The organism is Mesorhizobium sp. WSM4809, from assembly GCF_055811655.1.
The window spans coordinates 338,429-361,612 of the sequence record NZ_JBVVQW010000006.1 but is presented as its reverse complement, the minus strand read 5'-3'; the positions used below and the strand labels follow the sequence as shown (position 1 = coordinate 361,612).

The following is a 23,184-nucleotide window of genomic DNA, read 5'->3' as shown; positions in this document are numbered from 1 at the left end:
GATTCGGTGGGGAAAGACCAGAACTGTCTACGTTTTGTTCCGCTAAAGTGCCCGATTGCTGCCCACGCTCCCAGTGCGGTCGATGTTATCCCAATGGCGATGGACCATTACCGCCTGCGCTTGAGGCCCATGCTTGACAGGCGGGACCGTCGGGAGAAAGTTGTGCTTCGGGCAGCGACGCAATGCCGGGTTGCCATGGCAGCGCCGCAAAGCGCAACAGTCGAAGGAGTATCATCTTGGCTGTCACCATCACCTCCCTCATTCTTTTCCTCATCGGCCTGGCACTCGGCGGCGGCGGTATCCGCCTGGCGATGCTGGGCGGCAGCTGGTACTATGTCGTTGCTGGCCTTGCCTTCCTGATCGCCGCCTGGCTGCTTTACCGGCGCAGGTCGACTGCTTTGTGGCTCTACGCGGTGATCGTGCTCGGCACGTTGGCCTGGGCGGTCTGGGAAACCGGCTTCGACTGGTGGGAACTCGGGCCTCGCGGCGGCATCATCGTGCTTCTCGCTTTGTGGCTGCTGATGCCGTGGGCGAGGCGGGGTCTTGTCGGTCCTGACGCACGCGCGCCGCTGATCCTTGCCGTGCTGGCATCATTAGCCGTCGCCGGTTATTCGATGACTTCGGATCCGAAGGATATTGCCGGCGAACTCGGCACCGACAAGGTGGTCGCCAACGCCAATCTCGGCAATGATGTGCCGGCCGGCGAATGGCACTATTACGGCCGCACGCAGTTCGGCCAGCGCTATTCGCCGCTCGACCAGATCACACCGGACAATGTCGCCAAGCTGCAGCCCGCCTGGACCTACCAGACCGGCGACGTGAAGGGTCCCGACGATGTCGGCGAGACCACCTATCAGGTGACGCCGCTGAAGATCGGCGACACGCTCTACATCTGCACGCCGCATAATTTCGCCATCGCAATCGATGCCGCGAGCGGCAAGGAGAAATGGCGCTTCGATCCCAAGGTCAAGCTCGACAAGGACCGCCAGCACCAGACCTGCCGCGGCGTGGCCTATTACGCCGATGCCGCCGGCGCCGCCGGGCAGCCCTGTGCGACCCGCGTCTACCTGCCGACCTCGGACGCGCGGCTGATCGCGCTCGATGCCGCCAACGGGCAGATCTGCCAGGCTTTTGCCGAGGGCGGCACGCTGAACCTTCTGACCAACATGCCCTATCCGAAGTCGGGCTATTATTACTCGACCTCGGCACCGCTGATCTCAGGCGGCAAGATCATTGTCGGCGGCGCGGTCAACGACAATTATTCGACGCAGGAGCCGTCCGGCGTCATCCGCGCCTACGACGCCGCCACCGGCGCGCTGGTGTGGAACTGGGATTCCGGCAATCCGGACCAGACGACGCCGCTGCCGGCCGGCCAGACCTATACCGCCAACTCGCCCAACATGTGGTCGACGCCGAGCGCCGACGAGAAGCTCGGCCTGCTCTACGTGCCGCTCGGCAACCAGACGCCGGACCAGCTCGGCGCCGGGCGCAGTGCCAATGTCGAGAAGTTCTCGTCGTCGATCACCGCGCTCGACCTCAACACCGGGCAGGTGCGCTGGGTGCGGCAGACCGTGCACCACGATCTCTGGGACATGGACGTGCCGGCGCAGCCGAGCCTGATCGACATCACCAAACCCGACGGCACGGTGGTGCCGGCGCTGGTCGGGCCGACCAAGCAGGGCGACCTCTATGTGCTCGACCGCCGCACCGGCGAGCCGGTCATTGCGGTCAACGAAGTGCCGGCGCCCGGCGGCGCGATCGAAGGTGACCACACATCGCCAACGCAGCCGGTCTCCGACCTTACCTTCATGCCGAAGCCGCTCACCGGCGCCGACATGTGGGGCCTAACCATGTTCGACCAGTTGGCCTGCCGGATCGAATTCCAGGGCCTGCGCTATGAGGGGCGCTATACGCCGCCTTCCGTCCAGGGCTCGCTGATCTATCCCGGCAATTTCGGCACCTTCAACTGGGGCGGCATTGCCGTCGACCCGGTCCGGCAGGTGCTGTTCGGCATGCCGACCTATCTGGCGTTCAAGTCGGAGCTCATTCCGCGCGATCAGATGCCGCCGCCGGACGAAGGGCGCGGCAGCGAGCAGGGGCTGAACCGCAACGAGGGTGCGCCCTATGCGGTGGTGATGGGGCCGTTCCTGTCGCCGCTCGGCATTCCTTGCCAGGCGCCGCCCTGGGGCTATGTCGCCGGCGCCGATCTCAGGACCGGCAAGATCGCCTACAAGCACCGCAACGGCACCGTCTACGACATGACGCCGCTGCCGCTGCCGCTGAAGGTCGGCGTGCCCGGCATCGGCGGGCCGATGATCACCGCCGGTGGCGTCGCCTTCCTCGGGGCCGCGGTCGACGACTATCTGCGCGCCTACGACCTGACGTCGGGCAAGCAGCTGTGGCAGGCGCGGCTGCCGGCCGGCGGGCAATCGACGCCGATGACCTATACGGTCGCCGACGGCCGCCAGTTCGTGGTCATCGTCGCCGGTGGCCACGGTTCGGTCGGCACCAAGCCTGGGGACTATGTGATGGCCTACGCGCTGCCGAAGTAGGGGCGCAGGGGGGCGCGATCTCTCAGAGGTCGCGCCGACCATCATCTGTGCCGGTATCTTTCCCCCGCATAGTGACGGGGAAACGTGCCCGACTGGGCGATGAGGGGCGGCAAACCTTCCGATCGGCCCGATTGTCGATCAGCCAATCCCCAGATGGCCCTTCAGGCTGGGCACCGAGCCGAGCACCTTGTTGGTCAGGTCGGGGCCGGCGGCGGCTTCGGCCTGCTGGATCAGCGTCGCGCCGGCCTTCTGGATCTGCGCCATGTCGAGCCCGGATGCCTTGAGTGCGGCGACGCCGTTGATCAGCGCGCCGGCCTTCTCGCCGAGAACGCCGCCAAGCGCGCCCTGCAGCGACGACAGAAAACCGCCACCGCCGGCCGGAGCGGCGGCCATGACGTCATATTGATGGGCGAGGTCGTCGGCGCCGGGGATCCTGGCGAAGAACGCCGAGGCGCTTGTGCCCTCCGCCTCGTGTTCGAGCACCGAGAAAATGGTGCCGACGACTTTCTGCGTCGTCACCTGGTCGAGGCCCGCCTTCTGCGAGACGGTGTTGACGATATCCTGGACGTTCATGGCGTCACTCAGCCCTGGGTTTTCGTGTTGCGGTTCCGCTCAGTGCGGACCCTGATCAACGATCGTCTGCCTGCGTTCAGAACCATCGAGCACAGGGCCAAAGCGGCGGTCGCCGCAAGGACGAGCGCGCTGGCGAGGATCGGGGAAGGCATGGTCATGGTCATCGCTTCCTTCTGGGTCTGACGTGTGGGCACACGGCCAGATACTGGTCGATAGCCACCTTCCCTCACGATTGTGGCAGCGCCAGCAGGATTTATCGCCAATGACCAAAAAGTGATGACATGGCCGCGCATGGCGCCGGCTTTACTGCTCGGGCGCGGCCGGCGCCCTGCGCCCTGAGGCAATCGGCGGCCGCGATGAGTGCTCGACTGGATCATGCCGGCTTGGTCCCTATGTAGCTGGGAACTAAAGCCCGAAGCAGAGGACCCCATCCATGACGAAACCCGACGCCAAGCCCGCCATCACCCAGGCGATGATCGACGCCTATGACGAATATACGCATCTGACGCTCGATCGCCGCCGGTTCATGGAGCAGTTGACCCGGCTTGCCGGATCGGGTGCGGCGGCCGCCGCGATCGCGCCGCTTCTGGCGGCAAATTCGGCGCAAGCGGCTGTTGTCGCCGACAACGATCCGCGGGTGAAGGGCGAGGACATCAGCTATCCCGGCAGCAGCGGCGAGATGAAGGGCTACCTGGTCAAGCCGGCGGACAAGGCGGGCAAGCTTGGGACGGTGATCGTCGTGCATGAGAACAGGGGGCTCAACCCGCATATCCGCGATGTGACGCGACGCGTGGCGCTGGAGGGGTTCGTGGCGCTGGCGCCGGATTTCCTGTCGCCGCTCGGCGGAACGCCAACCGATGAAGACAAGGCGCGCGACATGTTCGCCAAGCTCGATCCGGCGCAGACCATCGCCAACGGTGTCGCGACCGTCGCTTTCCTCAAGAGCGACAAGGACGGCAACGGCAAGGTCGGCGCCATCGGCTTCTGCTGGGGTGGCGGCACGGTCAACATGCTGGCCATCAACGCGCCCGATCTCAGTGCCGGCGTTGCCTATTACGGCATGCAGCCGAAGGCCGCCGATGTATCCAAGATCAAGGCGGCCTTGCTGTTGCACTATGGCGGACTGGACGAGCGCATCAATGCCGGCATCGACGCCTTCAAGAAGGAACTCGACGCGGCGCATGTCGAATACACGGTCTATGTCTATGAAGGCGCCAACCATGCCTTCAACAACGACACGTCGGCAGCGCGCTACGACAAGAAGGCAGCGGACCTCGCCTGGGGCAGAACGATCGCCTTCCTCAAGCAGAAACTGGCATAGGGCGTTCGTCTAATCCGTGTTCGCCGGCTTGTGGAAGGCGACGCCGGCGACCACCAGCGCAATGCCGAGGCAATCGGTAAAACTTGGAATCTGGCGCAGCACGACGACGCCGATCAGCGTCGCGGTGACGGGCAGCAGCGACAGCATCAGCGCGAAGCTGGCGCGTGGCAGCCGCGACATGGCGAGCTGGTCGCAGATGTAGGGAATGACAGAGGAACAGATGCCGACGCCGATGGCGGCGAACAGCAGCGGCAGTGAGAAAAAGGCCGGCAGCGCATCGGTGAGGCCGATCGGCAGCACGACGATGAAGGCGATCGCCATGGCAGCACCCAGGCCGGCGATGCCGGCGCCTACGCCAGACGCGGCAACGCGGTGGCCGAGCACGATGTAGCCGACAAACAGCGCGCCGTTGAGGAAGGCCCAGCACAGCCCGATGGGATTGTCGGACCATCTGACGTCGATGAGCAGCAAGGTGCCAGCGACGGCGACGACAAGGGCGGCAAGATTGCGCGGGCTCCTGAGGCCGATCGCCGCGACGCCGATGGTGCCGACGAATTCGATCGCCGCCACCAGCGAGATCGGCAGGCGGTCGAGCGCCAGGTAGAACGAACAGTTCATCACCGCCAGACAGGTGCCGAAGGCCAGCAACAGCAGTCTTGTCGAGCGATCGGCGCGGGCGAAGCTTCGCCATGGACGGGTCAGCGGCGCGAAGATGAGTGCTGCCGTGGCGATGCGCAGCCACGCCATGCCGAGCACGCCGACATGCGGGAAAAGCAGCACGGCGAAGGCCGGCCCGAGATAGTGGAAGACGGCGCTGACGGCGAACCAGACATGCGGCGGCAATTTTGCCGTCGGCCTGGCCAGGGTGGGGTTGCCCGGGGCAGGATCTGCCGTAAGAGCTTGCGTTTGATCATCCACCGGATCAGTATCGCAGGCATATTTGCCGGTTTATATGAGTGATGATGGGCTCGTCTGGCGAGATTTCTCTCAGAAGCAAGGAATTTCCCATGAAGCGCCTTCGAACTGAAAGTGCCGACCTCGATGTCTCTGACATGAAGATCCTGCGTCTGCTGGAGAAGGACGCGCGCACCAGCACGGCGGAGCTGGCACGCTCAGTCGGTCTGTCGGCGCCGAGCGTGGCCGAGCGCATCAAGCGGCTGCAGGAAAGCGGCGTCATCGAGGCCTATTCGGTCAGGATCAACCCGGCGGCACTCGGCCTGCCGCTGTCGGCATGGCTGCGCATCCGGCCGGTGCCGGGGCAACTGGCCGTCGTGGCCGAGATCATCCGCGAACTGCCGGAGATCGTGCAATGCGACCGGGTGACCGGAGAGGATTGTTTCATCGCGCTGGCGCATGTCGGCTCGGTGGCCGAACTCGAGCGGGTGATCGACCGCATCATTCCTTATGCGATGACCAATACGGCGATCATCCAGTCGTCGCCGGTGGTGGCGCGCTCGGCGCTGGGAGCGTTGAGGCGCCAGGCTTGACCTACGGGAGAGGAACCTATGCGTGGCCGCGCTTCATGCGCGCCTGCTTCAGGATGGCGCGCCAGCGGATCATGTCGAACGGGATCGGCTCGTTGTTGTTGGCGATGTGGAAGATCTCGTTGTTGACGTTCTTGAGCGAGCGCCAGAAATCATAGTCGGTGATGCGCGGATCGGCGGCCAGCCTGTCCACTTCGACCTTGATGTCGGTTTTCATGCACTTTCCTCGAACCGGCGCCGCGCCGCCCGTGTCGCTACCTCGATGCGGATCGTTTTCGACCGACCCGCTGAGTCGCGCAACGGCTCAGATGGCTTGTTCCCGTTAAAACCTTGGTAAGGTTAACGAGGGCGCCGCGCCGCTTCAAGCATTGCTGCCGGCCGACGGCAGGGTTCTGCGATTTTAGATTGCGGGTGTGGCTTTGAAGCCGGGAACGAGAAGGTGTCGGCTTCGCCCTATTTGCGTTTGATGCTGATCGAACGGCCGGCCCGTTCCGGCATCGGCAGTGCCGAATGGGCGGCGCGCATGGCTTCGACCCTGGCCAGCACATCGGCGGGGAAGGGCGCCACCTTCGGCCCGGACATGTCGACATGCAGCGACAGCGATTCGGAAGTCGCGGCCAGCCAGCCGTCGACATGGCGGATTTCCTGGTAGGCCCGCAGCCGCTTGTCGTCGTGGTCGATGAGCTGGAAGGAGACCGTGACCTTGTGCTCGAGATGCAGCTCCTGCACGTAGCAGACATGGACTTCGGCCGTGTAGATGGTCAGGCGACGATCCTTGGCATAGTTCGGTCCCATGCCCATTGCCTCGAAGGCACCGTCCGAGCAGCGGTCGAACAGCACGTTGTAATAGGCCATGTTGAGATGGCCGTTGTAGTCGATCCAGTCCTTCTCGATGTCCATGGGTTTCGAGACGAAGGGAGTGGGGATGGGCATCGAAACTTCCTTGTTCTGGCGCTGGACAGAGCGTGGCGGGTAAGACTACGCATCCATAATCGCATAACAAGCGTGGACACTGGTCCATTCGCGGAGGAATTCATGGCTCTGAGCGACCTCAACCCGGTCGAACGCAACGAGGAAGGCATCGCTGCGGTGCTCGGCATTCTCAAGCAACAGCTTGGCGAGCGATTCCAGACCGGTCAGGCGATCCGCTCGCAGCACGCGCATACCACCACCTATATTCCGACGCAGGCGCCTGACGGCGTCGCGTTTCCGGAGACGACCGCCGAGGTGCAGGAGATCGTGCGCGCCTGCGCTGCGCACCGCGTGCCGGTGATCGCCTTCGGCGTCGGCTCCTCGCTGGAAGGCCATACCAACGCACCGGGCGGCGGCATATCGGTCGACACATCGCGCATGAACCGTATCCTGGCGGTCAATCCACAGGATCTCGACTGCACGGTCGAACCCGGCGTCACCCGCGAGGATTTGAACCGGCATCTGCGCGACACCGGACTGTTCTTTCCGATCGACCCCGGCGCCAATGCCTCGCTCGGCGGCATGGCCGCAACGCGGGCCTCCGGCACCAACGCGGTGCGCTACGGCACGATGCGCGAGAACGTGCTGTCGTTGACCGCCGTCATGGCCGACGGCGAGACGGTGACGACCGGCAAGCGGGCGAAAAAGAGCTCGGCCGGCTATGATCTGACGCGGCTGCTGGTCGGCTCGGAAGGCACGCTCGGCATCATCACCTCGCTGACCTTGAAGCTGCAAGGCATCCCGCAGGCGATCTCCGGCGGCGTCTGCCCGTTTCCGAGCGTCGAGGCGGCCTGCAACGCTGTCATCGCGACGATCCAGATGGGCATCCCGGTGGCGCGCATCGAACTGGTCAACGCGCTGCAGATGCGGGCGATGAAGAATTATTCCAAGCTCGACTATCCCGAGAGCCCGTGCCTGTTCGTCGAGTTTCATGGTAGCGATGCCGGTGTTGCCGAACAGGCCGAGACCTTTGGCATGATCGCGGAAGAGAATGGCGGCGGGCCGTTCCTGTGGACCAGCGTCGCCGAGGAGCGCACCAAACTGTGGAAGGCCAGGCATGACGCCTACTGGTCGTCGCTGACACTGCGGCCGGGCGCCAAGGGGCTGTCGACCGATGTCTGCGTGCCGATCTCGCGCTTTGCCGAATGTGTGCTGGAAACCGAGGCCGACATAGAAGAGATGGGTCTGATCGCGCCGATCGTCGGCCACGCCGGCGACGGCAATTTTCACGTGCTGGTGCTGATGGATGTCAACGATCCCAGGGAGATCGCGTTGTCGGAAAAGTTCGTCGCGCGGCTCAACATGCGGGCGATCGCCATGGACGGCACCTGCACCGGCGAGCACGGCATCGGCCAAGGCAAGATCGGCTTCCTGCGCCATGAGCTAGGCCACGGCGTCGACATCATGCGCACCATCAAGCAGGCGCTGGATCCGCTTGATATCATGAACCCTGGCAAGATCTTGCCGATGGCGTGGAAATAGAGGAGTGGCCTCAAGCGAGACACTGCTGCCGATCGACGTGCCGCCATCGTCCGCCGGCGCGCCTTTGCCTCATGTCTTCGCCGATGAGCGCAGGCTGCTCGTTGCTTACGTCGCCCACAGACCGGATCCAAAATTCGACGGCACGAATCCACGCTCGATCTCGTCTGTGACCGGCGATCAATCGATCGTAATCCTAACGGCAGAACCCTATCTGGCGTTGCAATTCGGCCCGTCGAACGACGAAGCCATCAGCGGGCACCGTCTCTATGGACTTGGGCTGCAGCCTTATTCCGCGTTCGAAGTTCTCAATTCTACCTGGATCTCCTCCTTCGAAAAGGCAAATCGGGTTCATACATCCCATACACCGGAGCTGTTTTCCGGTTATCAGCACTTTGTACTCACGTTCCACGATTCGACGCTGGAATTCATCACCGAGAACTTTTCGGCCAGCCTTCATCAGGGGGCGGTACTGCCGGCGCTGATGGAAAGTGTCGGTCATGCTGTTCCCACGCGCCGTGTCAAGCCAACGGGATTTTTCTCACGGCTTTTGGGGCGTGGTTGATCACCGGGATTTCCCTGTACCTTGATCGGACCGTCGTTTGGACGCAGACTTCGGCCTGGGACGAGCGGAAGAGGCAAGCTCCACCAACGGAGGAACGACTTCATGGCGATTTCACGCAAGGAAGCGGCGCGTGCGCTGAGCGCGGACGAACAGGAACTGGTGGAGAAATCGCACCACCCGGCGGTGCAGGAGCTTTCCGACGCCGATCTTGCCGGCCTGGTCAAGCTGTTGCGGGAGCGGCGCGACAAGGCGCAGACCCAAGCACACCGCCGCCGGCGTGAGATACGCGGCAAGGGAGCGCCGAAAGGCGCCGCGCCCTCAAAGTCCGATGGCGGTTCGCAGACAAAGCTTGCGGTGCTGGCCATGACCATGCGGCGGCTGAATGGCGAGGCCGAGCGGCGCCGGCAGCTGGCGGCCAGCGTTTCGCTGATCGAAAACGCGCGCAAGGCATTTGTCATGAAGCAAGGGGCGACGCCGGAAGGCCCTGCTTTCAATTCGCGCACCGCGCGCAAGGGGATGCGGTCGGTGGCAAACCAGAGGGCGCAAGACCTCGTCCGACCGATGGAGCTTGGCCGGCAGCGCAAGGCGGCCAAGGTGGCGCAAGCAAAGCGCGACGCACGCTGAGGGTTCTGACAATCGCCGGGTGAAATCGTTGGGACGCCGGCCTGCCGTGCGGTCGCAGGCGTCTTCTATGCGCCCTCAACAAGGGTTTGCAGCATGGGGCGGGTTGGCGCGAAGAACGTCGTGCCGGTGTGCGGCGTCGAGAAATCGAGCAGCCGGTCGTAAGCGCCCGGCGGCTCACCGATGTACATTCGCTGCAGCATCCTCTCGATCACCCAGAGATACCTGCTGTAGCCGATAAAGTAGGTGCCGAACTCCTTTTGCCCCGGCCTGCCGAACGGCATGTTGTCGCGCAATATGTCGTACTCATTGCCATCGGCATCCTCGATGGTGGCCAGCGACTTGTGTGATTTGCGAGGTGCGTCGTCATCATCGATTTCGATGTTGTCGATCTTGGTGCGGCCGATGATTTCTTCCTGGAGAGGCGTTGGCGTCCGCCCCCATGCCTGGAGATCGTGCAGGTACTTCTGGACGACGACATAGCTGCCGCCGGCGAAGTCGGCGTCCTCATCACCGACGAGTGCCGAGGCGGGCAAATCGAGGCCTGTCGGGTTGGCGGTGCCGTCGACGAAGCCGAGCAGGTCACGGGCATCGAAATAGCGAAAACCGGAAACCTCGTCGACGACGCTCACGGCATCACCGAGATTGTCGAGCAGAATGCGCTCGAACTCGAAGCACATATCGGGCCGCTCGGAGCGGATGTGGAAGAGAAGATCGCCGGCGGTCGAAGGCGCCGAATGAACGGCACCCTTGATCGGCGCAAACGGTTTCAGTTCCAGCGGCCGCCGATCTGGAGAAAGACGATCCCAGAGATCGCGGCCGATGCCGGAAATGCACGAAAGCCGCCCGGAAAGATCGCGAAATCCAACGGTTTTGACGAGATCGTCGATCCCGCCAAGCACGGAGGCAACCTTGGCGAGCGCGGTCTGGCCGCTGGCGACGGTGACGACAAGAAAGACCGCCGAAAGCGACAGCGGGGCGTCGACACTTTGCGCATCGATCGGCACGCGATCCCAGTTCTTTCCAGACATCCGAATTCTCCGCTTCGCCGGGATTTGTTTCAGATCATCCGGGATCGCGCAACACTGGATGAATTGCCTCTTTATCGACACGCGGATGCGGGTAGAGTGCGGCAGAATTTCAATCAACCCGTTCGGAGCTGATGCTCGCACGCCTGTTCGTGATCTTTGGTGGCCTTTTTGTGCTGGTGCTGTGTGCGGCGCTGGTGGTGCCGTATTTTGTCGACTGGACAGGCTATCGCGCCCAATTCGAGCGCGAGGCGAGCGCCATTCTCGGCCGCAAGGTGACCGTGCAGGGCGACGCCACGGCAAGGCTGTTGCCGTTCCCCTCGGTGACCTTCTCCAACGTCGCCGTCGCCGGCGGCCCCAATGGCCAGCCGGCCATGACCGTCGAGACGTTTTCGATGGATGCGGAACTGGCGCCCTTCCTGCGCGGCGAAGTGCTGATCTTCGATATGCGGCTGGTGCGGCCGAAAGCGACCATCGATATCGCCAATGACGGCACTGTCGACTGGGCGATGCGGCCGTCCTCTCCCTTCGACCTCAATCAGATCTCGATCGAGAAGCTGACGGTGACGGAAGGGCAGATCGAACTGCGCCATGCCGCCGGCGGGCGCAGCCACCTGTTTTCCGAGATCAATTCGACCATCTCGGCCAAGTCTCTGGCCGGGCCATGGCGCATGGACGGCACGCTGCGGCTCGACGGTCTTCGCACCACGGTCACTGCCTCCACCGGCAAGGCCGAAGGCAACGGGCAGATGCGGCTTCGGCTGAAGGCCGATCCCGACGCCTATCCGCTGGTCATCGAAGCCGACGGCAATGCTGGCATCGTCAACGGTGCCGCCGTCTATTCCGGCCAGTTCAAGATCTCCGGCGCCGACAAGAACAGCGCCGAACTCCGCGGCACCGACGGCGAGACGGTGAAGGTCTCGGCCGGTAAGCCCGATCCGGGCTTTCGGCTGAACGGCAAGTTTTCGCTCGACCACGAGAAGCTCGGTGTCGACGAGTTCCGCTTCGAGACCGGGCCGCTCGACAACCCCTACATCGCCGATGGCAAGGCTTCTGTCGATCTCGGGCTGAAACCGAGTTTCGCCATCGAGGCCAATGGCGCGCAGGTGCAGTTCGACGAGGCGGTGGGCGCCGAGGCCGGCGCCGGCCTGACGCTGGACCAGCGCATTGCGGCGTTTGAGCAGGCGCTGCTCGACATGCCGAAGCCGACCATTCCCGGCACCGTCGAGGTCAAGCTGCCGGCGGTGGTGGTCGGCGACACCACGGTGCGCGACGTGCATCTTTCCGCCGAGCCGGTCGATGGCGGCTGGTCGGTGAAATCGCTTGCCGCGACCTTGCCCGGCCGCACCAAGCTGGAAGCCGATGGCATGCTCGTGCTCAATTTGGAGGGTCATTTCGGCTTCAACGGTTCGCTGCTGCTGGCCGTGGCGCAACCCTCCGGCTTTGCCGCCTGGCTGTCGAAGGATGTCGACGAGGCGATCCGCCGTCTCCCTGCCGCCGGCTTCAAGGCCAAGGTCGACCTCTCGCAGAAGCGCCAGGCCTTCAGCGATCTCGAATTGATCCTGGGCAAGGCGAAGTTTTCCGGCCGCATCGATTCCAGCCAGCCCGACGATGCCAAGCCCTCAGTGCTGATGCGTCTCGAAGGGGGCGACCTCGATGTCGACGGGCTGGCGGCCTTCGCCTCGATCTTCGTCAGCGACAAGGGCGCCAATCGCTTTGCCGACCGCGACCTCGATTTCCAGATCAAGGCAGGGCCGGTCAACGCTGGCGGGTTGACCGCGGATACCGTCGACACGGCGCTCAGGCTGCGCGACGGACTGCTCGAAATCGACCGGCTGTCGGTGGGCGGGCTGGCCGGCGCCTCGATCAGCGCCACCGGCAGGATCAAGGATTTCCCGGCGAGCCCGACCGGCAAGCTCGATGCATCGGTGGTTGCCGTCGATCTGAAGCCGCTGATCGACGTCGCCGCCCGGCATTATCCCGACAGCGCCGTGCTCAAGGGACTGGCGAGCCGTGCCGCAGCCTATCCCGAGCTGTTCCAGGATGCGCGTGTCGACCTCGTGGCGAGTGCGGCCGACAATGGCGACGGCACCACGGGCCTGGCGGTGAGCGGACAAGGCAAGGCCGGCGGCTCGGCCTTTTCCGCATCGCTGTCGGGAAAGGGGGCGGTGGACAAGCTTCTCGAAGCGCCGGTGGCGCTTACCTTCAATGCCAAAAACCCTGATGCCACCACGCTGCTGGCCCTCTACGGCCTGCCGGCACTGCCGCTCGGCATGCTGGGCGAGGCAAGCACCGACATTCAGGCCAAGGGAACGCTTGGTGGCGGCCTGACGACGAATTTCAGCCTTGCCGGCAACGACTTCAAGGCGGGTTTCGAGGGGACGATCGCCGATACGCCGCAAGGCTTCGCCGCCAAGGGCAAGCTCAGCCTCGATGCCGCCGACATCGAGCCATGGCTGATGACGACAGGTATCGGCCTGCCGGGCATGGGGGCGGGCATGTCGACGTCGTTTTCGGCACAGGGCGACTATGGCAACGGCCTGCTGGTGCTGGACGAACTCAACGGCGCCATCAACGAAGCGGCGGTGTCCGGCGACGTCAATATCGATGTAAAGGAGGGGGTCGACGGCAAGGCCGGCGTGCCGCATCTGGCCGGGGCGCTGATGCTCGACGAACTCGACCTCGATCCGATGGCGGTGGCGCTGTTCGGCGATTCCGCCTTTCTTGCCGACAAGGAAGAAACCAATAAGGGTGGCGTGTGGCCGGCGACACCGTTCAGCCAGAAATCCAACCTGCCGTTCACCGCCGACCTAGACCTGACGACGGCAGCGCTCGCCGCCGGTCGGTTCGCCACCGCCTATGATGCCGCCTTTTCGCTCAGGCTCGACCAGGAAGGCATCCGCGTTTCGGATTTGAAGGCGAAATTGCTGGGCGGGGCGCTCACCGGCCTGTTCGAACTGAAGAACAATGACGGCACCGGCCTGTTCTCTGGCCAGATGAAACTGGCGGGCGCCGATCTGGCGACCGTGCTGCCGGATGCCGGCATCAGCGGCATCGGCGATTTCTCGACGGCGCTGTCAAGCAGCGGCAAATCGGTCGAAGGGATGGTGGCCGCCTTGTCGGGCTCCGGCACGGCGGCGTTGAAGGGCGTGAAAGTTGCTGGTGTCAATCCAGATGCGTTCAGCGCGTTCCTCGCCAAGGCGGATGCGATCGGGCGCGACATCGACGCGGCCAAGACCGCCGGCTTTGCGCCTGACATCGCCGCTAATGGCAGCTTCGCCGCTGGCGATACCGACGTCGCCTTCACGGTCGCCGGCGGCACGCTGCGGGCGCCGCCTGTCAGCCTGGAAAATCCAGCGGCGACCTTGTCCGCCGACGTCACGGCGGATCTCAACGCGGCCACGGTGTCGGCCAAGGGTGCGATCACCTATCGGCCTGGCGACGAGGCACTGGTCGGCTCCGAGCCGGTCGTGAATTTCACCGCCGAGGGGCCGTTCGGCGCTGTCAAACGAGCATTCGACAGTGAGCCGCTGGCGCAGTTCCTGACCCAGCGCGCGCTGGAGAAAGAGCAGCAGCGCGTCGAGGCGATGCAGGCCGCGTTGCTGGAAAAGCAGCGGCTTCGGCGCGAGGTGCGCTACTACGCGGCGTTGAAGACCGAACGGGATAAGGCCGCCGAGGAATTGCGCAAGCAGGAGGAAGCAGCACGGCTGAAAGCCGAGGCTGACGCCAAGGCCAAGGCCGAAGCGGATGCCCAGGCGAAAGCCGATGCCGATGCCAAGGCTCAGGCCGACGCGGAGGCGAAAGCAAAGGCGGACGCCGATGCCAAAGCCAAGGCGGACGCCGACGCCAAGGCCGCTGCCGAACAGCAAGCCGCCGACGAGGCGGCCAAGGCGCAGGTCGACAAGCAGGAGCGGCAGAAGGCGGAAGAGGCTGTGCGCATCGCGGCGCAGGAAAAGGCAAGGCTCGAGGCCGAACGCAAGGCCGCGCAGCAGGCTCCGAAGGTGGAGCGGGCGCCGCTGCCGGAAGCCAACGACAATCCGCCGCCGGCCAAGCCGAAGTCCAATCCGTTCACGATCGACAATCTGCTGAAGTCGCTGCAGTAGGCCAAACGCCTTCCTGATCGGCGATCCGCAGATTCAGAGGACGAGCAGTTGCGCGCTCTCTGCCGCATAGCGGGCATGGCGGAAATCCCGGATGGTCAAGAGTTTGCCATCCTGCCACGCCAGCAGGATGAAATAGGCAGGGGGCGCCTTCGGATCATTGGGATCGCGAACGAGGATTGCCGGCCTGTCTTCGACGAAGCCGGGCACGAAACGCCAGTCCTGCACCCGGGAATAGTTGCCGAAATAGGTACCCACTTCCTTGCGGCCGTTCAGCCGTGTCCGGGCAACCAGTTCCAGTCGTACTTCTTCGGCCAGCATGTCGCGCACCGCATCGAAATCGCGTGCGTTGAAGCGGTCGATATAAGCGTTGAGCAGCAGGCGCTCCGCGGCACTCAGTTTCGGAACAGGACGGTCGTCCGGTTCGTCAGCAAGATGGCGGAGCCGGCCGCGACCGCGATGCAGCGCCGCCTTGATGGCAGGGATGCTGGTGTCGAGCATGTCGCTGATCTCCTGCAGCGAATAGCCTAGAACGTCCATCATGATCACGCTGCTTCGCTGCGCGACGGGAAGGCGCATGAAGGTGTGCAGGCTGGCCGCCGCGGCCTGACGATCGGCGGTGGGATTGGCTGGGTCGACGATCATGTCCGGGTCCTCATCGGAAAAAGCCCTTTCGCGGGCTCGCCGGCGCAGAAAATCGAGCGCCGCATTGTGGGCTATGCGGAACAGCCAGCCCTCCGGATTGGCGATCGGGCCGGCATCCGGCAGCGCCTCGAACCCCTTGGCCAGGGCTTCCTGCAGCACGTCCTCGCCGTCGATGGCCGAGCCGGTCATGCGGGCGCAATAGCGATGCAGTTTTGGACGCATTTCGCCGAACAGGCGGGCAAAAGGTTCGCGGATCTCGCCGGGGATAGTCATGCGCCTCTGTTCGCCGTTATTGGTCCAGCATCCGGTAGTGGCCCACCACGGTCATTTCCTCGCGCTGCGGACGCTCGATCAAGCGATCCCTGATGCCGCTCTGAAAGGCCTCGAATGCCGCCAGCCCGGTGATAATGTCGGCATGGGCCTCGGTTTTCGTCTCTACCATATGGATAAAGGTCCCGTCGTCGGACCGCCATGTCATGTAGCGAACGCCGTCCGGCGATTTTTCCCGCAGCTCCTGGAACACGGCCTTGACCAACCGTTCATTCTCATCGGTCCGTTCCGGTTTCGTCTTGTAGCGTATCAGGTGTCGTTTCATCGCAGTTGTCCTCTTGGTTGCCCTGGTCTTTGAGAGTGTTCATCCTCAAGACGTTGTCGGGGGGCGAAAGGATTCGGGCGCCGAAAAATAATTCGTGTCGCCCGCAAGACGCCGGAGCGCTCACTCGCGATCGAGCAGACGCCGCAGCATCGGTTCGATACGCGACAGTTCGTCGAGATGCGCCGCCGACAGCTCGGCCAGACAATCGTCGGCGCGCTCGGTCAGCTGCAGCAGCACACGGCGGTGGTCATCCTTGTCCTGATCCCTTGTGACCAGCCCAGCTTCGCCGAGGCGGTTGACCAGTTCGACGGCGCTGTGGTGGCGGATGCGCAGGCGCTCCGCGAGATCGCCAACCGTCACCGGGCCGCCGCCGGGGAATCCCTTGATCGCCAGCAGCGCCTGATGCTGGCGCGGGGTCAGGCCGGCGTCTTCCGCCTGGACCTGGCTGAATTCGAGGAACCGGCGGATCAGGTAGCGAAACTCCGACAGCCGCTGGTAATCGGCCTGGCTGATGGCGGGGCGTGGTTTTTGTGGCTGCGACATATCAGACATGTGTTCGTTTTCCGGCGAAAGCTCAAACGGATTTCGGGCGAAACCGGCTTGAATATTTATATCGTGTTACGATACATAGCAACCGATAAACCCGGCTGGCCGCTTCGACCGTGCCGCATCTCAGACACACGGCCCGCCGCCAGGAAGCAATTTTGCCATGAAGACCCCTCATTCGAATCCGGAGCACCTGCGCGATTTCACCACGGATGCCAGGGTGCTGCTCGTCGCCGCTATTGCCGTGGTGGTGGCGACAGCCGGGTTGTTTGCCGGCATCGCGCTTTTGAAGCTGATCCGGCTGGCCACCAACATCGCCTATTTCGGCCAGTTCTCGCTTGCCGACCTGAAGCTTGAGGACACACCGCTTGGGCTTGCCGCCGTCATCGTCCCGGTGATTGGTGCGCTGATCATCGGCCTGATGGCGCGCTTCGGCAGCGAGAAGATCCGCGGCCATGGCATTCCCGAGGCCATCGAGGCGATCCTGCTCGGGCGCTCAAAACTCGACGCCAAGGTGGCGATCCTGAAGCCGCTGTCGTCGGCGATCTCGATCGGCTCCGGTGGACCGTTCGGCGCCGAAGGGCCGATCATCATGACAGGCGGCGCGATCGGCTCGCTGATCGCGCAGATGCTGCCGGTCAGCGACAACGAGCGCAAGACGCTGTTGGTGGCTGGTGCGGCAGCAGGCATGACCACGGTGTTCGGAACCCCGATCGCCGCCATCATGCTGGCCGTCGAACTGCTGCTATTCGAATGGACCCCGCGCAGCTTCATTCCGGTGGCGGTCGCGGCTGTTATCGCCGAGGTCGAGCGCACCATGCTGCATCTGCCCGGGCCGATCTTCCCGTTTCAGGGCGGCATGGCGGTTTCGTTCACCGGGCTTGGCGGCTGGGTTCTGGTTGGCATCTGCGCCGGCCTGCTATCGGGGCTTTTGACGCAGATGGTCTATGCCTGCGAGGACGGTTTTCAGAAGCTGCCGATCCACTGGATGTGGTGGCCTATGATCGGCGGTCTGGTGGTCGGCATAGGCGGGCTGATCGAACCGCAGGCGCTCGGCGTCGGCTATGACAACATCACCGACATGCTGGATGGCCGCACCGTCGCGACGGCGGCCCTCCTGCTGCTGGTGGTGAAGGCGATCATCTGGTCGGTAGCGCTCGGCTCGGGAACGTCGGGAGGTGTGCTGGCGCCGCTGTTGATCATGGGCGGGGCTATGGGCGCTGTGCTCGCCGGCGTTCTGCCTGCCGCGGATCCCGGTTTCTGGGCGCTGCTGGCGATGGCCGCCACGATGGGCGGCACGATGCGTGCGCCGCTGACCGCCACGTTTTTCGCCGTCGAACTGACCGGCAACACACATATGCTGGTGCCGCTGATTGCTGCCTGCGCTGCGGCGCACGCCGTCACCGTGCTTCTGATGAAGCGGTCGATCCTGACCGAAAAGATCGCCAGAAGGGGACATCATCTGGTTCGCGAATACCGCGTCGACCCTTTCGCCCTGACCAGGGTGCGCGAGGTGATGACCTCACAGGTTGAAAGCGTGCCGGCGACGATGACGCTGCATGGCGCTGCGGCATTCCTGACAGCGCCGGAAACACGGCATCCGAGTTTCCCGGTGGTCGATGAGCACGGCCATGTGCTGGGCCTCATCGATCCGCCGGCTATATTGCGCTGGAGACGCGCCGGCACGCACCGCACCACCACGCTTGGCGAACTGCTGGCCGGCAGCAAGGTGACGCTGGCCTATCCGGACGAATATCTCGAAGGCCTCTCCGACAAGCTGCTGACGGCCAACGTCTCTCATCTGCCCGTCGTCACTCGCGAAGGCTCCTTGCTGGTCGGCTATGTCGGCTGGAAGGATTTGATGCGCGTGCGGTCCAGGAAACAGGCCGAGGAGCGCGAGCGTTCGACCTTGCTTGGCTTCGGCACCAGACGCAGGAAGAAGGAAGCGGCGGTCGAAGGCCTCTAGAAATCCGTTCCGCGCTTCGCCCACTCCAGGACATGGAGCCTCAACGCAGAGGACAGGTTGGTGTCGCGGGGCCTTGTCTCGTCGACTTCGGCAACAAGCGCGGCAAGCGTCAGCTTTCTGGTCGCCGCGATCGCGACGAGGTCGTCATAGAAGGGTTTTTCGAGCGAGTAGCTGGTGCGGTGACCGCGAATGGTCACAGAACGCTTTTCGACCGGGCTCATTGACGGTCGGGGTCGCCGGGCTTTTCACGACGATGCCCGGCAACGAATTTTTCGCTCTTGTCGGCGGCGATGCGGTCGCGTTCTTTTTCGGCCTTGGAGCGGCCGTGCAGCGCGCGATTCTGTTCGGCGGCGCGCAGCTTTTCGTCCCGCGCCTTCTGCTTGCGGGCCTGGCGGAGATTGACGATCTCGGCCATGCCGTCGGCCTATTTCTTGCGGAAGGCGTCGAGCGAAACCACTTCGGCGCCCTTGGTGGCGGCGTCCGCGGCAGCGGGCTTCTTCTCCGCCTCGGCGGCGGCCTTCTTCTCGGCCTTCGGCTTTTTCTCGGAGACGATGGTCAACGGCTCCGGAGTTGGCGCAGCCGGTTCCTCGGCTGCCGCGCCATCCGTCTTGACGTCGAATTCGAGCTCGAAATTGACCGAGGGATCATAGAAGCCGCGCACGGCCGAGAACGGGATTTCGAGTTTTTCCGGCACATCGGAAAAGGACAGGCCGACCTCGAAGCCGGTGTCGGTCACCTTCAGGTCCCAATACTGGAACTGGATGACGATGGTCATCTGCTCGGGATAGCGCTCGCGCAGCCGCGAAGACACGCGTACGCCCGGCGCGCCGGTCAGGAAGGTGATGAAGAAGTGGTGGTTGCCGGGGAGGCCGGTGCGCGCGACCTCGGCCAGGACCTTGCGCATGACGCCGCGCAACGCCTCCTGGGCCAGAATGTCGTAGCGGATGTGGTCGTCGGCCATGTGGCGGTCGGGTTCCGTTGAATCGTCCGCATAGCTGTAATCAAGCTTGAGGGCGGCGTAAACCGCATATAGATCACCCGCGCGCGGAAGCGAAGACTATTGCCAGCGATTTGATCGCTCAGGCGCTGGCGAGCGCGCTTTGCTTTTCGGACGATGCCGCGGACCGGCGCTTGCCGAAGGCGCGCAGGAAGGTGCGCACGCCATTGGTCGCGGATTGCAGCACCTCGTCCTCGCGCGGCGAGCCGCCAAGCATGAAGGTGGTCTGCAGTTCGGCATTGACGAGACCGAGGAACTGACGTGCCGCCACGTCGGGATCCTCGATCGTGAGATAGCCGCCATAGGCGAGGCGGGCGAAGCGGGCCGCGATTGCCGGCCATGTCCTGCCCGGACCCTGTTCGCGCCATTCGGCAAACAGTTCGGGATAGCGCTCGCCTTCGGTCTGGATCAGCTTGCGCAGGAATTTTCCGTCGCGGTTGCAGATGCAGTTCTGGTTCAGGCGCACGGCAAAGCCGATCAGGTCGGCTTCGAGATCCCCCGGCTGGTCGGGGAAGGTGGCAATGGTGGCGAAGATGCCGGCATTGCAGCGTTCGGTGAGGTCGCGGACCACAGCGACGAACAGTCTCTCCTTGTCGCCATGATGGTTGTAGATCGTCTGACGCGAAACGCCGGCTTCGGCCGCGATCAGATCGATGTTGGCGCCGGCGAAACCTTCGCGGCAAAACACGGTGGCGGCGGAGTCGACGATCGAGAGGCGCTTGGCCTCATGGCCGCGTGGCGGGAAAATGTCAGGAGAAACGTGCAGCTTCATAAAAAACTATATAGGGGTGATTGACGATTTAGACAAGAGTGTCTAAATTTGTGGACACAGGATAAAGAGATTTCGCGCGAGAGAGACGAATGGAATTCGCTCTTGAGGTGTCGGAATCTCACGGGATGGAACGTCCTAGGTTAGACGTCGCCTGCGGCGGCAACCAGATTTGAAAGAAGCCTTTATCATGAGTCCCAAATTCCTCCGCATCGCGGTCGTGCTCGGCTTGTTGTCCGCCATCGGCCCGTTCGCCATCGACATGTATCTGCCCGCGCTGCCGTCGATCGGCGCGGATCTGCATGCCAGCACCGCTGCCGTGCAGATGAGCCTGTTGATCTTCTTCCTGTCGATGGGTTTCGGCCAGATCGTCGTCGGGCCGATCTCCGACATGGTCGGCCGCAAGCTGCCGCTTTATGGCGGCCTTGCGCTGTTCATGGTTGGCGGCATCGGTTCGGCAATGGCGCCGACCATCGAATGGCTGATCGCTTTCCGTTTCCTGCAAGGGCTTGGCGCCAGCGCCGGCATGGCCGTTCCGCGCGCCATCGTGCGTGACCTGCACACCGGCAATGAGGCCGCCAAGCTGATGTCCTTGCTGATGCTGGTGTTCTCGGTGTCGCCTATCCTGGCGCCGCTGACCGGCAGCGTGATCATCGAGAGTTTCGGCTGGCGCGCCGTGTTCTGGACGGTGACGGGTGCGGCTCTGCTGGCCACCATCCTTCTGGCGACATCGCTCAAGGAGACGCGGCCGGTGGAAGACCGCGCCGGTTCCTCCTTCGGCACCGCGCTGTCGGCCTACCGCTTCCTGATGGGCGACCGCAATTTCCTTGGCCTGACGGCGATCGCCGGCTTCGGCATTGCCAGCTTCTTCGTCTATCTGTCGAGTTCGTCGTTCATCCTGATCGACCATTACGGGCTGTCGCCTTCGGTCTACAGCGTGTTCTTCTCGATCAACGCGGTCGCCTTCATCGGCATGTCGCAGATGACGGGGCTGCTGGCCGAGCGCTTCGGCCTGAGGCGCGTGGTGCGTGTCGCGGTGACCGGCTATGCGACGACGATGGTGGTGCTGTTGGCGGTGATGGCGACGGGGATCGATCGGCTCGACGTGATGGCGGCGCTGCTGTTCGTCGGCTACGGCTTCCTTGGCCTGATCATTCCGACCACCTCGGTGCTGGCCATGGAAGAGCATGGCGAGATCGCCGGCACGGCGTCGGCGCTGATGGGCACGCTGCATTTCGCCATCGGCGCACTCGCCATGGGTGTTGCCGGCGTGTTCTTCGACGGCACGCCGCTGCCGATGGTGGCCGGCATCACGCTCTGTGCGGTGATTTCCTTCACGCTGGCCAAGGTCACGCTCGGCCGCTCGCGCGAGGCCGTCGAGGCGCCGGCGGAATAAGCAACCAAAACAAATGAAAAAGGCCGGGGTTCATCCCGGCCTTTTTCACGCCAATCCTGTCTCGGCCAGCACGAAGCGCAGCCGCGCCTCGACGGGTGCCAGCGGCAACGGAATCATCTCATAGCCCAGTTCCGTGTAGATGCCGACCAGCGCATGGTGGGTACGCTCGGCCTCGTCGAGCGTCTGCTTGCGCTCTTCGTCCTGCGCGAAGATCTCCGGCCAAAGCGGGGCGACGAAGATGCGGGGGTTGTAGCGGAAACGCTTGGCGGCGGCGTTGATGTGTTCGGGTAGCGGCAGGCCGCTCAGCCTGAGGTAGCCAAGCGTGTCCGGAACGCCCCGATCGAAGAAAACAGGACGCCCGGTCTGTTCTTGCGCGATTTGATACGAGCGCATCTCCCATGACAGCATCAACTCCGCAAACAGCGCGCGATCGCGCCAGGGCAAAGCGGGTCCGCCTATATCGGACTGGTGGCGGATGATGCCGCGGCCGGCTTCGATCGAGGTGGCAAAGCCTGCCCGGCGCAGGGCTTCGATCAGGGTGGTCTTGCCGGAGCCGGGACCGCCGGTCAGCACGAAGAATCGATCGGAATCGTTTTGCATGTTTGTCCGTGGAGAGGTGGCACGCGGCAGGGCGGCTTCGCGGCCGAGGGCGTGCGAAGTTGGCCGGCGGGAGCTGCCGTTGTGCGTAACGCATGTTGAGGAGGAGGGGAGAAGTGGAGGTTTCTGTTGCCAGGTACCTCCGAACCCCGCCTAGAAGTGCGAACCTCTAGGGCTTGATTTGAAGCTATCGCACCGCTTACGCGGCGAGACGTGCTTCCGCATAGTTGTCATTTGCAACTACAGGTTTAGCCCGATGACGGTGGTACCATGCCGGGCAAAAGTACGATCTTTACACCTTCGTCGATCCTATTTCGCCCCCAGCAAAAACCGCTCTGTCATCAGCAGCGGCTTTTGGTGGAGGCGCCGGGTACCGCCCCCGGGTCCGAACGGCTTATTTCATCGCCCATTTATCGCCATAGTCGGTCAAGCCGACAAACCGAATATAGGGGGCCATCGCAAGAAATGGAAGGCCGCAATGGCACTTTGTCCCCCTGACAAAACCGCAAGTCCAAAGGGTTGACTTGGGCGCGGTCTCAACCGAAGCTTTGCCCCGGTGAGGAGTTACCGACCTAGCGCACATGTTGCAGCAGCGCGCCACAGCCCTCATCGATCGGATCCGTGGCGCCGACGAGGGGAATTTTGATGGCCGACTATCTTGCAGACGTGAAGAAATACGATGCCTCGGCGAGTGCCGACGTGGTCGACAAAATCGTGAAGCATCTTGGCATTGCGCTCCGGAACCGCGATTCCTCGCTGGTGTCCTGCACCGATCCGAAGGAGCTAGAGCGCGTCAAGGCTGGCTGGGTTGCGAAGAAGCTCGGCCTATCGGACGACAACAAGGCCGACGCTTCGATCGAGAAGGTCTGCAAGGCGATGGCCGCCGACAGTACCAAGAACCGGGTTACCTTCTACTATCTGGTTGCCAAGGACCTGGGTAAACTCGGCTCCCTCTGACGACCGCACGTCAATTTGCAG

24 protein-coding genes and 1 other RNA gene are annotated in these 23,184 nt (G+C 63.6%); 10 read left to right on the top strand and 15 right to left on the bottom strand.

Annotated elements, in window-relative coordinates:
- Window positions 1-236: 236 nt before the first annotated feature.
- A complete protein-coding gene (locus tag AC0L24_RS18350; RefSeq protein ID WP_473564024.1) occupies window positions 237-2,552 on the top strand; it encodes a glucose/quinate/shikimate family membrane-bound PQQ-dependent dehydrogenase in 2,316 nt (771 codons plus the stop codon).
- A gap of 138 nt (window positions 2,553-2,690) precedes the next feature.
- Here AC0L24_RS18350 and AC0L24_RS18345 read toward each other — a convergent pair whose 3' ends face one another.
- Both AC0L24_RS18345 and AC0L24_RS18340 read right to left on the bottom strand, forming a co-directional pair.
- A complete protein-coding gene (locus AC0L24_RS18345) occupies window positions 2,691-3,125 on the bottom strand; it encodes a hypothetical protein (RefSeq protein WP_127810017.1) in 435 nt (144 codons plus the stop codon).
- Between the two features lie 8 nt (window positions 3,126-3,133).
- Complete coding sequence (locus AC0L24_RS18340) at window positions 3,134-3,289, bottom strand: hypothetical protein (protein WP_164873690.1); 156 nt, start codon at window positions 3,287-3,289, stop codon at window positions 3,134-3,136.
- Between the two features lie 269 nt (window positions 3,290-3,558).
- On the opposite strand from AC0L24_RS18340, the gene AC0L24_RS18335 reads away from it, so the two are divergent.
- Window positions 3,559-4,446, top strand: coding sequence for a dienelactone hydrolase family protein (locus AC0L24_RS18335; RefSeq protein ID WP_127810018.1), 888 nt, complete (start codon window positions 3,559-3,561; stop codon window positions 4,444-4,446).
- A 9-nt stretch (window positions 4,447-4,455) separates the two neighbouring features.
- Here AC0L24_RS18335 and AC0L24_RS18330 read toward each other — a convergent pair whose 3' ends face one another.
- On the bottom strand, window positions 4,456-5,364 hold the full coding sequence (locus AC0L24_RS18330) for an EamA family transporter (protein ID WP_127397813.1): 909 nt from the start codon (window positions 5,362-5,364) through the stop codon (window positions 4,456-4,458).
- 89 nt (window positions 5,365-5,453) lie between these two features.
- Here AC0L24_RS18330 and AC0L24_RS18325 point away from each other — a divergent pair, with 89 nt between their 5' ends.
- On the top strand, window positions 5,454-5,933 hold the full coding sequence (locus AC0L24_RS18325; RefSeq protein ID WP_127810019.1) for an Lrp/AsnC family transcriptional regulator: 480 nt from the start codon (window positions 5,454-5,456) through the stop codon (window positions 5,931-5,933).
- A 16-nt stretch (window positions 5,934-5,949) separates the two neighbouring features.
- Here the strand turns inward: AC0L24_RS18325 and AC0L24_RS18320 are convergent, their stop codons facing one another.
- Entirely contained in the window at window positions 5,950-6,147 is a 198-nt protein-coding gene (locus AC0L24_RS18320) for a hypothetical protein (protein WP_013531006.1), read from the bottom strand.
- Between the two features lie 236 nt (window positions 6,148-6,383).
- Entirely contained in the window at window positions 6,384-6,863 is a 480-nt protein-coding gene (locus AC0L24_RS18315) for a thioesterase family protein (RefSeq protein WP_127810020.1), read from the bottom strand.
- 102 nt (window positions 6,864-6,965) lie between these two features.
- On the opposite strand from AC0L24_RS18315, the gene AC0L24_RS18310 reads away from it, so the two are divergent.
- From AC0L24_RS18310 to AC0L24_RS18300, 3 genes are all read left to right on the top strand, one after another.
- Complete coding sequence (locus AC0L24_RS18310; RefSeq protein WP_127810021.1) at window positions 6,966-8,384, top strand: FAD-binding oxidoreductase; 1,419 nt, start codon at window positions 6,966-6,968, stop codon at window positions 8,382-8,384.
- A 4-nt stretch (window positions 8,385-8,388) separates the two neighbouring features.
- Window positions 8,389-8,946 (top strand): hypothetical protein, encoded by a 558-nt coding sequence (locus tag AC0L24_RS18305; protein WP_127810022.1) that lies wholly within the window; start codon window positions 8,389-8,391, stop codon window positions 8,944-8,946.
- Window positions 8,947-9,048: 102 nt separating this feature from the next.
- Complete coding sequence (locus AC0L24_RS18300; RefSeq protein ID WP_127810023.1) at window positions 9,049-9,570, top strand: hypothetical protein; 522 nt, start codon at window positions 9,049-9,051, stop codon at window positions 9,568-9,570.
- A 65-nt stretch (window positions 9,571-9,635) separates the two neighbouring features.
- On the opposite strand, the gene AC0L24_RS18295 is transcribed toward AC0L24_RS18300, so the two are convergent.
- Entirely contained in the window at window positions 9,636-10,598 is a 963-nt protein-coding gene (locus AC0L24_RS18295) for a Dyp-type peroxidase (protein ID WP_127810024.1), read from the bottom strand.
- A gap of 131 nt (window positions 10,599-10,729) precedes the next feature.
- On the opposite strand from AC0L24_RS18295, the gene AC0L24_RS18290 reads away from it, so the two are divergent.
- Window positions 10,730-14,698 (top strand): AsmA family protein, encoded by a 3,969-nt coding sequence (locus AC0L24_RS18290; protein WP_127810025.1) that lies wholly within the window; start codon window positions 10,730-10,732, stop codon window positions 14,696-14,698.
- Window positions 14,699-14,731: 33 nt separating this feature from the next.
- On the opposite strand, the gene AC0L24_RS18285 is transcribed toward AC0L24_RS18290, so the two are convergent.
- From AC0L24_RS18285 to AC0L24_RS18275, 3 genes are all read right to left on the bottom strand, one after another.
- On the bottom strand, window positions 14,732-15,613 hold the full coding sequence (locus AC0L24_RS18285; RefSeq protein ID WP_127396242.1) for a sigma-70 family RNA polymerase sigma factor: 882 nt from the start codon (window positions 15,611-15,613) through the stop codon (window positions 14,732-14,734).
- A gap of 16 nt (window positions 15,614-15,629) precedes the next feature.
- Window positions 15,630-15,935 (bottom strand): hypothetical protein, encoded by a 306-nt coding sequence (locus tag AC0L24_RS18280; RefSeq protein ID WP_127810026.1) that lies wholly within the window; start codon window positions 15,933-15,935, stop codon window positions 15,630-15,632.
- A gap of 120 nt (window positions 15,936-16,055) precedes the next feature.
- Window positions 16,056-16,487 carry a MarR family winged helix-turn-helix transcriptional regulator gene (locus AC0L24_RS18275; RefSeq protein ID WP_127396241.1) on the bottom strand — a complete coding sequence of 144 codons (432 nt, stop codon included), beginning with the start codon at window positions 16,485-16,487 and terminating at the stop codon, window positions 16,056-16,058.
- Window positions 16,488-16,644: 157 nt separating this feature from the next.
- Here AC0L24_RS18275 and AC0L24_RS18270 point away from each other — a divergent pair, with 157 nt between their 5' ends.
- On the top strand, window positions 16,645-18,447 hold the full coding sequence (locus AC0L24_RS18270; RefSeq protein ID WP_127810027.1) for a chloride channel protein: 1,803 nt from the start codon (window positions 16,645-16,647) through the stop codon (window positions 18,445-18,447).
- On the opposite strand, the gene AC0L24_RS18265 is transcribed toward AC0L24_RS18270, so the two are convergent.
- The 4 genes from AC0L24_RS18265 to AC0L24_RS18250 all read right to left on the bottom strand — a co-directional run bounded on the left by AC0L24_RS18265 (window position 18,444) and on the right by AC0L24_RS18250 (window position 20,216).
- Window positions 18,444-18,668 (bottom strand): ribbon-helix-helix domain-containing protein, encoded by a 225-nt coding sequence (locus tag AC0L24_RS18265; RefSeq protein WP_127328907.1) that lies wholly within the window; start codon window positions 18,666-18,668, stop codon window positions 18,444-18,446. The genes AC0L24_RS18270 and AC0L24_RS18265 overlap by 4 nt on opposite strands.
- The gene (locus tag AC0L24_RS18260) at window positions 18,665-18,862 is read right to left on the bottom strand and encodes a DUF4169 family protein (protein WP_127396239.1); all 198 of its coding nucleotides are present in this window, start codon (window positions 18,860-18,862) and stop codon (window positions 18,665-18,667) included. Before AC0L24_RS18260 ends, AC0L24_RS18265 begins: the two co-directional genes overlap by 4 nt.
- Before the next feature lie 9 nt (window positions 18,863-18,871).
- A complete protein-coding gene (locus AC0L24_RS18255; protein ID WP_027160604.1) occupies window positions 18,872-19,408 on the bottom strand; it encodes an SspB family protein in 537 nt (178 codons plus the stop codon).
- Window positions 19,409-19,526: 118 nt separating this feature from the next.
- Window positions 19,527-20,216, bottom strand: coding sequence for a TetR/AcrR family transcriptional regulator (locus tag AC0L24_RS18250; protein WP_127396238.1), 690 nt, complete (start codon window positions 20,214-20,216; stop codon window positions 19,527-19,529).
- 187 nt (window positions 20,217-20,403) lie between these two features.
- Here AC0L24_RS18250 and AC0L24_RS18245 point away from each other — a divergent pair, with 187 nt between their 5' ends.
- Window positions 20,404-21,609 (top strand): multidrug effflux MFS transporter, encoded by a 1,206-nt coding sequence (locus tag AC0L24_RS18245; RefSeq protein ID WP_292700802.1) that lies wholly within the window; start codon window positions 20,404-20,406, stop codon window positions 21,607-21,609.
- A 45-nt stretch (window positions 21,610-21,654) separates the two neighbouring features.
- Here AC0L24_RS18245 and AC0L24_RS18240 read toward each other — a convergent pair whose 3' ends face one another.
- On the bottom strand, window positions 21,655-22,209 hold the full coding sequence (locus AC0L24_RS18240; RefSeq protein ID WP_127810029.1) for an AAA family ATPase: 555 nt from the start codon (window positions 22,207-22,209) through the stop codon (window positions 21,655-21,657).
- A 112-nt stretch (window positions 22,210-22,321) separates the two neighbouring features.
- Window positions 22,322-22,681: a transfer-messenger RNA gene (ssrA, locus tag AC0L24_RS18235) on the bottom strand.
- A gap of 170 nt (window positions 22,682-22,851) precedes the next feature.
- Here ssrA and AC0L24_RS18230 point away from each other — a divergent pair.
- Entirely contained in the window at window positions 22,852-23,163 is a 312-nt protein-coding gene (locus AC0L24_RS18230; RefSeq protein WP_473564022.1) for a DUF2853 family protein, read from the top strand.
- Window positions 23,164-23,184 lie beyond the last annotated feature (21 nt).

Bases quoted from the DNA above. Each gene is read 5' to 3' on its own strand.
- AC0L24_RS18240 (WP_127810029.1), bottom strand. From the start codon at position 22,209: ATGCAAAACGATTCCGATCGATTCTTCGTGCTGACCGGCGGTCCCGGC.
- AC0L24_RS18310 (WP_127810021.1), top strand. From the start codon at position 6,966: ATGGCTCTGAGCGACCTCAACCCGGTCGAACGCAACGAGGAAGGCATC.
- AC0L24_RS18245 (WP_292700802.1), top strand. From the start codon at position 20,404: ATGAGTCCCAAATTCCTCCGCATCGCGGTCGTGCTCGGCTTGTTGTCC.
- AC0L24_RS18345 (WP_127810017.1), bottom strand. From the start codon at position 3,125: ATGAACGTCCAGGATATCGTCAACACCGTCTCGCAGAAGGCGGGCCTC.
- AC0L24_RS18260 (WP_127396239.1), bottom strand. From the start codon at position 18,862: ATGGCCGAGATCGTCAATCTCCGCCAGGCCCGCAAGCAGAAGGCGCGG.
- AC0L24_RS18285 (WP_127396242.1), bottom strand. From the start codon at position 15,613: ATGACTATCCCCGGCGAGATCCGCGAACCTTTTGCCCGCCTGTTCGGC.
- AC0L24_RS18320 (WP_013531006.1), bottom strand. From the start codon at position 6,147: ATGAAAACCGACATCAAGGTCGAAGTGGACAGGCTGGCCGCCGATCCG.
- AC0L24_RS18335 (WP_127810018.1), top strand. From the start codon at position 3,559: ATGACGAAACCCGACGCCAAGCCCGCCATCACCCAGGCGATGATCGAC.
- AC0L24_RS18325 (WP_127810019.1), top strand. From the start codon at position 5,454: ATGAAGCGCCTTCGAACTGAAAGTGCCGACCTCGATGTCTCTGACATG.
- AC0L24_RS18250 (WP_127396238.1), bottom strand. From the start codon at position 20,216: ATGAAGCTGCACGTTTCTCCTGACATTTTCCCGCCACGCGGCCATGAG.
- AC0L24_RS18340 (WP_164873690.1), bottom strand. From the start codon at position 3,289: ATGACCATGACCATGCCTTCCCCGATCCTCGCCAGCGCGCTCGTCCTT.
- AC0L24_RS18300 (WP_127810023.1), top strand. From the start codon at position 9,049: ATGGCGATTTCACGCAAGGAAGCGGCGCGTGCGCTGAGCGCGGACGAA.
- AC0L24_RS18315 (WP_127810020.1), bottom strand. From the start codon at position 6,863: ATGCCCATCCCCACTCCCTTCGTCTCGAAACCCATGGACATCGAGAAG.
- AC0L24_RS18280 (WP_127810026.1), bottom strand. From the start codon at position 15,935: ATGAAACGACACCTGATACGCTACAAGACGAAACCGGAACGGACCGAT.
- AC0L24_RS18265 (WP_127328907.1), bottom strand. From the start codon at position 18,668: ATGAGCCCGGTCGAAAAGCGTTCTGTGACCATTCGCGGTCACCGCACC.
- AC0L24_RS18290 (WP_127810025.1), top strand. From the start codon at position 10,730: ATGCTCGCACGCCTGTTCGTGATCTTTGGTGGCCTTTTTGTGCTGGTG.
- AC0L24_RS18270 (WP_127810027.1), top strand. From the start codon at position 16,645: ATGAAGACCCCTCATTCGAATCCGGAGCACCTGCGCGATTTCACCACG.
- AC0L24_RS18275 (WP_127396241.1), bottom strand. From the start codon at position 16,487: ATGTCTGATATGTCGCAGCCACAAAAACCACGCCCCGCCATCAGCCAG.
- AC0L24_RS18230 (WP_473564022.1), top strand. From the start codon at position 22,852: ATGGCCGACTATCTTGCAGACGTGAAGAAATACGATGCCTCGGCGAGT.
- AC0L24_RS18255 (WP_027160604.1), bottom strand. From the start codon at position 19,408: ATGGCCGACGACCACATCCGCTACGACATTCTGGCCCAGGAGGCGTTG.
- AC0L24_RS18295 (WP_127810024.1), bottom strand. From the start codon at position 10,598: ATGTCTGGAAAGAACTGGGATCGCGTGCCGATCGATGCGCAAAGTGTC.